The 13,478-nt window shown below is 44.9% G+C and carries 11 protein-coding genes and 1 other RNA gene; 11 read left to right on the forward strand and 1 reads right to left on the reverse strand.

Annotation, left to right across the window (positions count from 1 at the left end):
- Positions 1 to 9 precede the first annotated feature (9 nt).
- From AC0NJP_RS09395 to AC0NJP_RS09425, 7 genes are all read left to right on the forward strand, one after another.
- Entirely contained in the window at positions 10 to 1,041 is a 1,032-nt protein-coding gene (locus AC0NJP_RS09395; protein ID WP_474699645.1) for an AI-2E family transporter, read from the forward strand.
- 4 nt (positions 1,042 to 1,045) lie between these two features.
- Positions 1,046 to 1,486: a Fur family transcriptional regulator gene (locus tag AC0NJP_RS09400; RefSeq protein WP_474040425.1), complete on the forward strand. Its 441-nt coding sequence runs from the start codon at positions 1,046 to 1,048 to the stop codon at positions 1,484 to 1,486.
- Positions 1,483 to 2,997 (forward strand): coproporphyrinogen dehydrogenase HemZ, encoded by a 1,515-nt coding sequence (gene hemZ, locus AC0NJP_RS09405; protein WP_474699646.1) that lies wholly within the window; start codon positions 1,483 to 1,485, stop codon positions 2,995 to 2,997. Before AC0NJP_RS09400 ends, hemZ begins: the two co-directional genes overlap by 4 nt.
- Entirely contained in the window at positions 2,991 to 4,256 is a 1,266-nt protein-coding gene (gene hisS, locus AC0NJP_RS09410) for a histidine--tRNA ligase (RefSeq protein WP_474699647.1), read from the forward strand. The genes hemZ and hisS overlap by 7 nt, the downstream gene beginning before the upstream one ends.
- Before the next feature lie 2 nt (positions 4,257 to 4,258).
- Positions 4,259 to 6,061 carry an aspartate--tRNA ligase gene (gene aspS, locus AC0NJP_RS09415; RefSeq protein WP_474699648.1) on the forward strand — a complete coding sequence of 601 codons (1,803 nt, stop codon included), beginning with the start codon at positions 4,259 to 4,261 and terminating at the stop codon, positions 6,059 to 6,061.
- Positions 6,062 to 6,127: 66 nt separating this feature from the next.
- Positions 6,128 to 6,304, forward strand: a non-coding RNA gene (ssrS, locus tag AC0NJP_RS09420) — 6S RNA.
- 156 nt (positions 6,305 to 6,460) lie between these two features.
- Entirely contained in the window at positions 6,461 to 8,443 is a 1,983-nt protein-coding gene (locus AC0NJP_RS09425; protein ID WP_474699649.1) for a methyl-accepting chemotaxis protein, read from the forward strand.
- Between the two features lie 114 nt (positions 8,444 to 8,557).
- Here AC0NJP_RS09425 and AC0NJP_RS09430 read toward each other — a convergent pair whose 3' ends face one another.
- Positions 8,558 to 9,382, reverse strand: coding sequence for a nitroreductase family protein (locus AC0NJP_RS09430; protein ID WP_474699650.1), 825 nt, complete (start codon positions 9,380 to 9,382; stop codon positions 8,558 to 8,560).
- 208 nt (positions 9,383 to 9,590) lie between these two features.
- Between AC0NJP_RS09430 and AC0NJP_RS09435 the strand changes: the two genes are divergently transcribed.
- The 4 genes from AC0NJP_RS09435 to AC0NJP_RS09450 are packed head-to-tail and all read left to right on the forward strand — an operon-like array spanning position 9,591 to position 13,451.
- Positions 9,591 to 10,370 (forward strand): ABC transporter permease, encoded by a 780-nt coding sequence (locus AC0NJP_RS09435; protein WP_474040417.1) that lies wholly within the window; start codon positions 9,591 to 9,593, stop codon positions 10,368 to 10,370.
- Complete coding sequence (locus AC0NJP_RS09440; protein WP_474699651.1) at positions 10,357 to 11,091, forward strand: ABC transporter ATP-binding protein; 735 nt, start codon at positions 10,357 to 10,359, stop codon at positions 11,089 to 11,091. Before AC0NJP_RS09435 ends, AC0NJP_RS09440 begins: the two co-directional genes overlap by 14 nt.
- Before the next feature lie 40 nt (positions 11,092 to 11,131).
- Positions 11,132 to 12,097 (forward strand): NrtA/SsuA/CpmA family ABC transporter substrate-binding protein, encoded by a 966-nt coding sequence (locus AC0NJP_RS09445; RefSeq protein WP_474699652.1) that lies wholly within the window; start codon positions 11,132 to 11,134, stop codon positions 12,095 to 12,097.
- A gap of 34 nt (positions 12,098 to 12,131) precedes the next feature.
- On the forward strand, positions 12,132 to 13,451 hold the full coding sequence (locus AC0NJP_RS09450) for a replication-associated recombination protein A (protein WP_474699653.1): 1,320 nt from the start codon (positions 12,132 to 12,134) through the stop codon (positions 13,449 to 13,451).
- Positions 13,452 to 13,478 lie beyond the last annotated feature (27 nt).

Here is a 13,478-nt window from a genome sequence, read left to right on the forward strand (position 1 = left end):
GGCCTTCGCATGTCTGTATCAAGGCTAGACCTAGTCCGCAGTTTATTTTTATTCGTTTTGCTTTATGTGTTTTATGAAGCGTCAGACGTACTGTGGCCGCTGTTGCTTGCCTTTGTATTTTCGTTTATTTTGAATCCCTTAGTAAATTTTCTTTGCCATAAAGTCTTCTTCGAGCGGTTTCTCTTGCCGCGGGCGGTGGCGGTAGTTATCGTTATGATTGCTGCTTTTACGCTGGTAGGCGGCATCATGTCTGTCATTTTCCTACCGTTCATTGATGAATTCAATAAGTTTATGGTGAATTTACCGACTATTGTTGATAAATTTCATATTCTATCGCTGGCGATTGGCGAAAAGGCTAACACGATTGAACTTCCTAGCAATATTCGTTCCATTTTGGATCAAGGTATGTCTAGTGTAACATCCTTTTCCATTGATTTTGTAAAACGGATGGCTATGGCCTTTTTTAGCGTGGCATCACGGGCAATTGCTCTCGTTGTAACACCTGTTCTCATTTATTATTTTTTAAAAGATGGTCAGAAAATGAAAGAGGATTTCATTCAATTTTTTTCTTTGAGCCATCAAGTGAAGACGCGAGCAATTTTAGAAGAAATGGCTCTCACTATGAGCGCTTATTTACGGGGGCAGCTGTTGATTAGTCTCATTATGGGGTTGATGGTTTTTTGTGGGCTTTTTTTTCTAAAAGTTGATTATCCCATGGTGATTGCTTTGCTGGCTTTTCTTACGGAGACGGTTCCCATTATCGGACCGATTCTCGGAGCGATACCAGCTTTAGCGCTTGCTTATCTAACAGCGCCAGAACTAGCCGCCAAAGTTTTAGTGTTTTATATTATCGTCCATCAAATTGATAACCATATTATTGTGCCAAATATTATGGGTCATACGATTGCGCTGCATCCGGTAATTGTGATTATGAGCGTGATTATTGGCGGGCAAATGTTTGGAATTGTAGGAATGATGCTGGCTGTTCCTGTGGCCGCATTGCTTCGCGTATTTATTAAGCATTTACATATTGTGGGGTGAGGCCATGACAATGACAATGGCAGAAATCAAACAAAAATTATATGACAATCACAGCAAGTTAACACCGCAGCGCAAGATTATTCTACAGGCTTTTCTTGACCATCCTGAAGAACATTTAAGCGCCGAAGATGTGCATCAAATTGTGAAGCCTCAGGCAGCTGAACTGGGGGTTGCCACAGTTTATCGTACTTTAGAACTTCTTAGTGAGATTAAGGTATTAAAGAAAATGGAGTTTGGCGATGGGCGCAATCGTTATGAAATTCAAAAAGATGATGAGCCCCATCATCATCATCATTTGATCTGTCTTTCTTGCGGTAAAGTAAAAGAATTTGAAGATGATCTGCTGGAATCACTGGAAACAGCGATTGCGAGAAAAAGCAATTTTACGATTGTGGATCATCAATTGAAATTTTACGGCTATTGTCAGGAGTGTACTAAAAAGTGACAACTTATTTTCTGTCCGATTCTTCGCCGGGTGCTCAGGCAACGCAAGAGGTTATGGCGCTTTTCGGCTTCTACCCGGTTGAAGAAAGTGCAGCTGATCTAATCATTTCGCATCAAATCAAAGACGGAGTGATACCGGAAATTACTACAGTTCTTATTGGCTATAAAAACGGCGAGCGGCGGCAAGAATCTTGTCAGGAATCCGGCGAGATCGTAGGAAGCCGTAAGGGAGTAGAGCGAGCGATTCGTCTTTGTGTGTATCGTCTGCTTACCAACTGGACAGGGCAAGATCCTTCTCCTTGGGGAATCTTGCGTGGCGTTCGGCCGACTAAAATTGTTCGTTTGCTTGCTAGTGCCGGTCATAATTTTGCTGAAATTCAAGCTATATTAGAACAACGTTTTCACGTACACAGCAGCGAAGCTGCTCTAGTTACAGAAATTGCTTTTCGGCAGCAGCCAATTCTTCAGGAAAATAATTCTCGTAAAATAAGCCTATACCTAGGAATTCCGTTCTGCCCGTCGCGTTGTTTTTATTGTTCTTTTCCTGGCAGCGTTCTGCCAGAATCGGCAAAAGTGAAAACTTTCCTGCAAGCGCTTCAGGCCGATATGGATGATGCAGCAGAAGTGATTGAGCGGTATCAATTAGAAGTAGATACGATTTACCTCGGCGGCGGTACGCCGACGAGCCTTGCTGCAAGTGATTTAGGCGCTTTGCTTACGAGAATTTCTGATCGCTTCATGCAAAAAGACACGCGAGAATTTACGGTAGAAGCAGGACGTCCTGATTCACTTGATGCAGCGAAAATTGCCGCCATCGCTTGTACTAAGGTCACTCGTGTCAGTGTGAATCCGCAGACTATGCAGGAAAAAACTTTAAAACGGATTGGACGAAATCATACAGTTCAGGCTATAATAGACATATTCATGAAATTTCGTCAGACAAGCTGTCTGATCAATATGGATCTGATTGCCGGCTTGCCAGGTGAATCGGTTGCTGATATGGAAAATACGCTGGAACAGATCATGGCGCTTGCTCCGGATAATCTCACTGTACACACGTTAGCAGTGAAGAAGGGCGCATTGCTCAAAGAGCGCCTAGACGCAGATGAGCAGGCGGTGCGGTCAGCTTTGCCTGATGACACTGTAGTAAAAGCGCAAGTGGCAAAAGCCGCACAAACCGCGGCAAAGCTGGGCATGGTTCCTTATTATCTATATAGGCAGAAATATATGGCGGCGCAGCTTCATAACGTGGGCTATGCGAAAGAAAACGCCTTTTGTCGTTATAATATACAAATGATGGAGCAGCAGCAAACCATTATTGGAATTGGACCAGGCGCGGCGACGAAGGCGGTGGAAAGGGAAACTTTTCGCCTGAATAGTTTTTATCATCCCAAAGATGTGAGAACTTATGAGCAGTCTTTGCCTATGTATTTGACAAAGCGGCGGCAGCTGTTAGACGATTTATATGAGGGCAGGCTATTCGCTGGATCAAAGGGGGAACCATCATGTTGACAACAAGGCCGCGAGGCACCAATGACATTTTGCCAGGCACCAGTGCCAATTGGCAGTATGTAGAAGAAATAGCTAGAGCGATCTGTCATAGTTTTGGCTATAAGGAGCTGCGTACGCCGATTTTTGAACATACGGAGCTCTTTTTGCGGGGCATAGGTGAGACCACGGATGTTGTTTCGAAAGAAATGTATACTTTTATTGACAGAGGCGATAGAAGCATTACGCTGCGACCGGAAAATACGGCGGCGGCTGTGCGTTCTTATTTAGAAAACAAACTTTATGCGGAAACCGTACCAAGTAAACTTTTTTATATTGGTCCCATGTTTCGTTATGATCGACCGCAGGCCGGACGACTGCGGCAGTTTCATCAGTTTGGTATTGAGGCAATTGGCGCGGCAGGTCCGCTCGTTGATGCTGAAATTATTGCCTTGGCGGTACAATTTTTCCGTAGGCTAGGACTTGACGATCTGTCTTTGTATATTAATTCTGTAGGTTGCCCTGAGTGTCGTCCGCGTTACAAAGAAAAGCTGCAGGAATTTTTACGGGATAAAGTAGCTGATTTGTGTGAAGATTGCCAAAGTCGATTCGAACGCAATCCCTTGCGAATTTTAGATTGCAAAAACGCCAAATGCGTTGCGCTGTCGCAGGGAGCGCCAGAAGTGGCTGACTGTCTTTGCGACAGCTGCCATGATCACTTTGAGGGTTTAAAAGCGTTCTTAGATAGTGCTGGTATTGCTTATACTTTAAATCCGCGTTTAGTGCGGGGGCTTGATTATTATACGAAGACGGCGTTTGAAATTCAGTATGCTCCGCTTGGCGCACAGAGCGCAGTTTGCGGCGGCGGTCGTTATGACGGTCTCGTGGCAGAATGCGGCGGCGAATCGACGCCGAGTATTGGCTTAGCAATCGGTTTGGAACGTGTGCTGTTAGCTTTAGAAAAGCAGCAGCTTTTGCCAGGACAAACTGAAAAAGTGGATGTCTATGTCGTTGCTTTAGGGACGGCGGCACAGCAAAGCGCTTTTAAATTGGCCTTAGAATTGCGTGCTGCCGGTCTTTCTGTAGAAATTGATACGATGAATCGCAGTATGAAGGCGCAAATGAAGCAGGCTAATAAATTTGCTGCTTCCTATGTTGTAATTCTTGGTGAGGATGAATTAAAATCAGGCCAAGCTGTGCTTCGTAATATGCAGTCAAGCGAGCAAAAGCAAATTGCAATAAATGAAGCTTGTCAATTGATTCAAGCTGAGATGGAGGAATAAAAATGGATACATTACAGGGTTTAAAACGCAGTCATGCCTGTACGCAGGTCACGAAAGCCGATGAAGGCAAAGAAGTCGTATTATGCGGCTGGGTGTCGCGTCGTCGCGACCATGGCGGCTTGATTTTTGTAGATTTACGTGATCGTTCCGGCATTGTTCAGGTCGTTTTTTCGCCGGATCATAACCAAGAAGCTTTTACGAAAGCAGAAACGGTTCGTAATGAATATGTTCTTGCTGTGCGTGGCGTAGTTCGTTTGCGTGACGATGCTACAGTCAATACAAATTTGGCGACAGGTGCAGTCGAAGTGTATGGCGAGGAACTGCGTATTTTGAATGCTGCAGCTACACCGCCTTTTTATATTCAAGATCAAATCGATGTCGATGAAAATCTTCGTCTCAAATATCGCTATCTTGATTTGCGTCGTCCGGAAATGCAAAAAAATCTCATGCTCCGTCACCGTGTGACGAAAAGCATGCGCGATTTTTTTGATGCGAAAGATTTTGTGGAAATTGAAACTCCGATGCTGGCTAAAAGTACGCCTGAAGGCGCTCGTGATTATCTTGTGCCAAGTCGTGTTAATCCAGGAAAATTCTATGCGTTGCCACAGTCCCCTCAGACTTTCAAGCAACTTTTAATGGTTGCTGGTATGGAACGGTATTTTCAGATTGTCCGTTGTTTCCGCGACGAAGATCTTCGTGCCGACAGACAGCCTGAATTTACGCAGCTTGATATTGAAATGTCCTTTATTGATCGTGATGAAATTTTGGCAATTATGGAGGAAATGGTTGCAAAACTCTTTAAAGAAGCGATTGGCGCTGATGTTGCCTATCCTTTCGTTCGCCTAACTTATGAAGAGGCTATGAACCGTTATGGCAGCGATAAGCCTGATACACGCTTCGGCATGGAGCTTGTCGATCTGTCCGAAACGATCAAGGGATCTAATTTCAAGGTTTTTGAAAATATTTTGGCTGATGGTGGCCAAGTGAAGGCGATTACCGTAAAAGGGCATGCCGCAATCCCGCGTCGTGAACTCGACGGTCTCGTAGACTATGTAGCAATTTATGGCGCCAAGGGACTTGCTTGGATGTGCTGTAATGAAGACGGTATTAAATCGCCGATTGCTAAGTTCTTCTCAGAAGAGATGCTTGCGGCCATTCAACAAACCGCTCAAGCTGAAACTGGCGATTTGATTCTTTTTGTAGCAGATAAACCGGCTGTTGTTGCGGCCGCTCTAGGCCAATTGCGTCTGGAAATGGCTCGCCGGCTTGACCTGATTGATTCGAATAAACTCAATTTCCTTTGGGTTGTTGATTTCCCGATGTTTGAATATGATGAAGAAGAAAAACGTTATGTAGCGATGCATCATCCATTCACTTCGCCACGGGATGAAGATATTCAATATTTGACGACAGATCCTAGTAAAGTGAAAGCAAAAGCTTATGATATGGTTTTAAATGGCACGGAAATCGGCGGCGGCAGTATTCGTATTTATAACCGCGATTTACAAGAAAAAACCTTTGAAGCGATCGGCTTTACCAAAGAAGCTGCCTATGATAAATTCGGCTTCCTCCTTGATGCTTTCGAATATGGCACACCGCCCCATGGTGGTATTGCTTTTGGTTTGGATCGTCTTGTTATGATTATGGCCAAACGCGCTTCCATTCGAGATGTCATTGCTTTCCCCAAAACGCAAAGTGCCATTGATCCAATGACACAAGCGCCGTCAGAAGTTGCTGAAAAACAATTAAAAGAGCTTTCCATTCGTACGAGCGTACTGAAAAAGAAAGCTACGCCGCAGGAATAAACTTCCACGGCGGTAAGCTTGCAATTTGCTGTAGATTCTGATAATATTAAGACAATATAACAACAAAGTTTCCTGCTGTGTGCGTTTGTTGCTGGTGTTTTGAGCCAACACAGTTACATTGGGAATTGCGCTCTTGCTGCAGCGTAGATGCCTTGCTTGCAAGGACCTATCAACCAGAAAGGCCTTTACCCACCTGCCTAGGGCAGGTTCAAAACATTGGTTATACGGCACAGCGGGGTAAAAAGCAACCTCTTTATGGTGATTTATCACCACAAAGAGGTTGCTTTTATTTGTCTTCGATTGACGTTATGTGGAAATTCATGTAAACTTAAGGTGAGTAATTAGAAAATTTGTATTTTACTGAATAGACCTAGCGATGGAGAAAAGAGGTAGAAGCGAATGTTGAAAATGAATAGTATTAAGGCTAAGCTTTCTCTAGTCATGTTGCTCATTATGATTGTCTCTCTTTGTACTTTAGGTGGAATTAATTATTGGAATGCCCGTAAGATCGTGATTGAAGACGCCGAAAGTAATTTACAGACCTTGGCTCTGAATTATTCGGACAAGCTGGGATTTTGGGTGGAAAAACGTAAAGCTGAGATGACGATGCTGGCGCATAGTCCGATCCTTGTGGCTGGCAATAAAGAAGAAATTATTCGTTATATGCAAAGTGAAAGCAAGCGCAATCCTGCCTACTCCCGGTTTCTAGTAGCCGATCTAAATGGGAATACTTATTATAGCAATGGGGCTGTGGCCAATATTGGCGATCGGGATTATTTTAAACAGTCAAAGGCAGGAAAGACCGTAATTTCTGATCCTGTTGTTTCGAAAGTAGATAGTAAACTAGTGGCTGTTGTTAGTACTCCCATTATGCAAAATGGCACTGTTGTGGCTGTACTTGGCGGCACGTTGGCAATGGATGAAGTTTCAGCGATTATTACGGCAATTAAAGTAGGCGATTCTGGCTATGCTTATTTAAAGCAAAATGACGGATTAACCATAGCCCATCCTGATCCAAATGTTGTATTGAAAAATAATCCGTTGACAGAGGCTGGCACTGATCCATCCTTAAAAGCCATGACCGAAAAAATGGTGCGTGGAGAAACCGGGCTTGATCAATATGTTTATAAAGGCGAGAAAAAATATGTTGCTTATGCGCCTGTACCAGAAACGACCTGGAGTTTAGCTGTGAATGCTCCTGTCAGTGAGGTTACGGGAAAAGTTATTTCGCTCATGTGGACATCGCTGTTTATTGTTCTGCTTTGTTTAGTTATAGTAGCTGTTTTAGTTCATTTATTTGCTAAAAAAGTGGCAGCGCCGATTGAAGCTTTAACTGGTTTTGCCCAATCCATTGCGCAAGGCGATTTGACAAAGAGCGATTTAGCCGTGCAGTCTGATGATGAAATTGGTCGGCTTGGTCTTTCTTTTCAGGCTATGGCGCAGAATCTGCGGCATTTGATCAAGCAGGTCAGTGGATCGGCCGAGCAAGTATCGCTTTCGGCGCAAGATTTAACTACGAGCTCAGAGCAGTCGGCCGCAGCCGTAAATCAAGTAGCAACGTCGATTTCCGATGTTGCACAAGGGGCGCAGCATCAGCTTATGGCAGTGGCTAAAGCAATGAATGCGGTTGAAAAAATGTCTGGTGGTATTGATGTTATCGCAAGTGATGCGGGAAATGTAGCCGAGGAAGCGTTGCGTACGGCTTCTATGGCTAAAGAAGGCAGCTCTTCTGCCGAAAAGGCTATCATGCAGATGAACAAGATTGAACAGATTGTAGCAGCGCTGGCGGAGGTCATTGATAAGCTGGGCAATAATTCGAAAGTCATTGGTCAAATTGTTGATACGATTTCCGGGATAGCTGGACAAACGAATTTACTAGCGCTAAATGCCGCCATTGAAGCGGCTCGAGCTGGTGACCAAGGCCGCGGTTTTGCTGTGGTTGCTGAAGAAGTTAGAAAACTGGCTGAGCAGTCGCAAGAATCGGCGAAACAAATTGCCGATCTGATCGGCGAAATTCAGCTTGATACAGATAAAGCTGTTGCCGCTATGCAGCAAGGAAGCGGCGAGGTTCGGTTAGGTGCTGATTTAGTTGGCGCCAGCGGATCTGTATTTCAAAATATTGCTGAACAGATTGACCAATCGGCGAAACAGGCAGCTTCTATTTCGGAAACAATACAAGCTATGGCCAGCGGTAGCCGTGAGATTGTCGCTTCCGTGAAAGAAATTGATGAACTTAGTAAGCTGGCTTCAGGCCGCGCTCAAACTGTTTCAGCGGCTACGGAGGAACAATCGGCGTTTATGGAAGAAATTGCTGCCGCCAGTCAAAAATTAGTGACCATGTCAGGCGATCTAGAAGAAGCGGTTCGGAAATTCCGAGTTTAAAAGATCTTAACAAGCAAAAATCCCTGGACATTTGGTCCGGGGATTTTTTTGTAGGGGATGGGCTAGTGTTTTTAGCGAGAATGCTTTGTGTAGCCATTTTCCTTTATGCAATTACTATTCTTGCCAAAAGGTTACATCAAGGGGATTACGGTCCACAAGCCGTTTATAACTATATTGCGGATAGCCCGCCATAATGGCGCCTGTAACAATTACGCCTGCAGGCAGGTGCAAGAGTGAGAGCAGAGGGGGGTATTCGGCGCTAGCGCAGGCTTCGAAAAAGCCGGCCCAACAACTGCCCAAGCCAAGCGTTGGCGCATAAAGTTCGGCATAGGCGAGTGAGAAGTGCGTGTTGTCACGACCACGAGCTGCATGAACTTTTTTAGCCATTGCAACAATTAGACAAGGGGCATTGCGCAAAATGACATCTTGTTTTGTAGTGCGATACGTTTTTACGGTTCCTTTAAAGTAAGATGCCCAGGCTGTATTTGCCGCAATTTCCTCTTCCATCCAGGTGATAACTGCTTCTGTGATTTGTGTTAGAACTTCTTTTTTATCAATGACAAGATAGGAAACGCCTTGCGCATTACTACCTGTTGGCGCTAAGCGGGCGGCATCAAGCAGTTCTAATAGTTGGCTTCTATCAACTTTTTTTTCTTGGTAACAGCGGATTGAGCGGCGGCTGCGTAAAAATTGCTTGGCAGTGGCTGCTGCTACGCTATGCGATTTCTCAATAAACGGCTGTTTTTCTAGTGGTGCATGACGGTGGTCTAACGCGCTAGTTGGGCAGACGGCGCTGCAGTGCCCGCAGGCGATGCACCGCCTGCTCACGGCGTGAGGGCCGTCTTCTTTCGTAATGGCAATAACCGACGTGGGACAGACAGCAGCGCAGGCGCCGCAACGAATACACTTTTCCTGATCAATCGTAAACAATTTTAACATGATAAAATCCTTTCTTTGCAATACGTCTATAAAGAATGAAATGAGTAATTGCGTTTAAGTGATTTTTAAATTATATTATTTGATTTTATCAAGGTCAATTTATTTTTGTCAACAGAGGCTTTGCTCAACACTTGACAAAAAAGGTGAGAATTTATACCCTAATAGGTGAGAATGATTCTAAATTAGCCATAAAAGGGGAATCTTAGTTATGGGAGGAAATTCACATTTTTTACGCGGCGCTTCTTTGCCTCTCAGCCTCTTCTTATTGTGGCTTGTTGGTGATCAGCTGGCTTGGTGGCCCCTGTATGTTGTTCCCTCGCCTCAGGCTGTAGGCTCTGCTTTTTTTTCTTTGTGGGCGAGCGGCGATCTAATGAAGCATATTACGGTTAGTTTTTTTCGGGTTTTTGCTGGTTTTATGTTGGCTTTTACGGGAGCTATTTCTTTAGCTGTCTTACTGGCTTTGAAACCAATCTGGCGTTCTTATACGACGGCTTTGCTCGAATTTATTCGCCATGTCCCGCCACTGGCGGCGCTGCCTATGTTAATTTTGTGGTTTGGTATTGGCGAAATGCCGAAAATTCTTATTGTGATCCTGGCTACCTTTTTTCCAATTTTTTTAAATACGCTACAAGGCTTTTTACAATGTGATCCTAAGCTGCAAGAAGTGGGGAGAACCTATCAATTCAATGAGTGGGAGTGCTTTTACCATATTACTTTGCCAGCGGCTTTGCCAGCGATTTTACTAGGAATGCAGTTAGGACTGGGGTATAGCTGGCGCGCTTTAATCGGGGCGGAACTCATTGCGGCCTCGTCGGGAATCGGCTATTTAATTTTGGATGCAGAACAACTGGCTAGACCGGACATTGTCGTGATCGGCATTGTGACAATCGGCTTGATTGGGTCACTCATTGACTGGATTTTCTTTTATATAACAAGAAAGCTGATACCCTGGGCGCAAGGAGGCGAAAGCGACTATGGCCGACGTTAGGGCGCAAAATTTAACGAAAAGGTATTGTCTGGGTGAAACTGATTTTTGGGCCTTGCAGGAGGTGTCTTTTTTTCTGCCTGATCACAGCTTTACTGTAATTGTTGGCGAGAGTGGTTGTGGTAAAACCACCTTGCTTCGCTTGCTAGGTGGCTTGGAGGCAGCCACAGCAGGCACGATTCAATTATCAGGACAGGTGGCGGAAGTCAGCCAGGAAAAAGTCGGTCTTGTTTTTCAAGAACCTCGTCTTATGCCTTGGCTTACAGTACGGCAAAATATGGCGTTTCCTTTGGTAAAACGCTTAGAAAAAAATTTAATTACAGCAAGAGTGAATCATTATTTGCAAAAACTAGGACTAGAACGTTTTGCTGAGTCGCTGCCACGGCAGCTTTCCGGCGGCATGGCGCAGCGCGTGGCCCTTGGCCGAACACTATGCTATGATCCTGATATTATTTTACTAGATGAACCCTTTGGGGCTTTGGACTATTTTACGAGGCAACGGCTGCAGCAGGATATGGTAGAACTTTTTTTAGAACAGCCGAAAACTATTGTATTTGTAACACACGATGTAGCCGAAGCCGTTACATTAGGCCAGAAAATCCTTGTTATGGCCCAAGGAAAGATCAAAGCGGAGATCGCTGTTTCTTTGCCCTATCAGCGCGATCCGCGGGCGATGGCCTTTTTTGCGAAACAAAATGAAGTATTAGAAGCCTTGCAAGGCTAAATAATTACGCTATGTATTTTCTATTACAGGGGGAGTTATTATGAAACGAAATAAGTTATTTTTGGCTGTAAGCGTCTGCTTACTTTCTTTTTCTTTATTGCTTGGCGGCTGCGCCAGTAAACAGCCTCAAGCAGCAAAACCGGAAGCAATTCACATTACCTACGTTAAAGCGCCGTTGAATGTTCCATCCATTGTGGAAAAGAAACTAGGTTTGTTTGAAAAGGAGTTTGGTAAAGATTCAATTAAAGTGGATTTTCCTGAAATTACGGTAGGACCAAAACAAATTGAGGCACTGGCGGCTGGCTCAGTTGATTTTGCCCATTGTCTTGGCGGTACAACGGCTTTGATGGCCGCGGCTAATGGCGTCGATTTAAAAATCATTGGTATTTATAGCCGAGCGCCTAAAGCGTTCGTAATCCTTGTAAAAGATCCTTCGATCCAAACGATCGCCGATTTAAAAGGGAAAAAGGTAGCTGGACCGAAGGGGACGGTGTTGCATCAGCTGCTGTTGACTGCTTTAGCGAAGGAAAATCTTACCGCTCAAGATGTTTCTTTTGTACCGCTTGATATTCCTGGCAGTGTGGCGGCTTTACTTGGCGGCAATGTCGATGTGGCGCTGGCAGCAGGACCTGATGTATTAAAAGCGCAGCAAGCGGGAGCGAGAATCCTGACCAATGGCGACGGACTAGTAGAAGCAACGATTGTTACGGCGGTACGCGGCGAGTTTTTACGGCAGCATCCTGATCTGGTGAAACGGTTTATGCAGGTTCATAAAGAAAGTCTGGCCTACTTGAAAAGCTCTGAAGACAAAGCGCTCCAGCTAACCGCTGAGGAAACGGGCCTGTCGCTTACAGCAGTACAGCAGATGTATCCTTGGTATGATTTTGATCCATCCGTTAAAGCTTCCGACATAACGGAGCTGGAAAAAACGCAGGATTTTTTAATGAAAAATGGGATGATGACGAAGAAGGTAAATCTTGCTGATTTGATTGTCAGCGTAGAATAACCAAGGAGTAAACGGAAAGGCAGGGGGATTGTCGATGGATTTATTTGAGGCAAGCCACAGCGCCAGTTTAACGGCACCTTTGGCCGAGCGAATGCGGCCGCGGGATTTTGCCGAGTTTTTTGGGCAAGGCGATATCATTGGTCAAGGCAAGTTTTTGCGGCGGATGATTGAAAATGACAAAATGACATCGTTGATTTTATTCGGACCGCCAGGAACAGGCAAGACAACACTAGCTCGTCTGATTGCAAAAAAAACCGAAGCTTATTTTGAAAGCATGAATGCCGTTGCCTCTGGTGTTGCCGATTTAAGAAAGCTTGTGGAGCAAGCGAAAGATCGGCAAAAATACTATGGACAGGCAACCGTGTTGTTCATTGATGAAATTCATCGTTTTAATAAAAGTCAGCAAGATGCTTTGCTCCCCTATGTGGAGAACGGTACGGTTACACTGATTGGCGCGACAACCGAAAATCCTTACTTTGAAATTAATTCGCCCTTGTTATCGCGTACCCGCATCGTTAGACTTCAGTCGTTAGGTCAAGCGGATATTATACAGATTTTAAAAGCGGCGCTACATGACAGCGAGCGGGGGATTGGCGCTTTAGCGCTCCAGTCTGATGAAGCAACGCTAGCGGCTTTAGCTGATTTTGCCGCAGGTGACGCTAGAGTTGCCCTAAATCTATTAGAACAGGCGTCAATGCTGCTAGAAGATAGCGCACAAAATACGATTACGTTAGATGTACTTGCTGCTGCCGCTGGCGTCCCCATGCAGCGCTATGATAAGAAAGGCGATTATCACTATGATGTAATTTCGGCCTTCATAAAAAGCATTCGCGGCAGCGATGTTGATGCGGCCCTGCATTATCTTGCCAGGATGCTTGAAAGCGGCGAAGATGTAAAGTTTATTGCTAGGCGGATTGTCATTGCTGCATCAGAAGATGTTGGTAACGCCGACCCGCAAGCCTTAATTTTAGCCATGTCCTGTGCCAGTGCCGTACAGTTTGTCGGTTTGCCTGAAGCCAGAATTATCTTATCACAGGCTGTCTGTTATTTAGCGACAGCGCCAAAAAGTAACGCCGCCTATGTGGCTATTGACCAAGCTTTGGCTGATGTAAGAAAGGAGCGTAATTTAGCTGTGCCGCTTCATTTACGTGACAGCCATTACAGCGGTGCGAAAAAAATGGGTCATGGTATTGATTACCAGTATCCCCATAATGATCCGTCAGGTTTTGTGGCGCAGCAGTATCTGCCGGACAAGCTGAAAGACCAGGTATATTATCGTCCCAGCGCACACGGCTATGAAGGAAGGCTGAAAGACAGCGTCTGGTATAAAATGATTGCAAAAGATCCAAAATAGCGGGGGAATAAACCTTTTGACAGTCTG

It is taken from the genome of Pelorhabdus sp. sgz311002 (genome assembly GCF_056134285.1).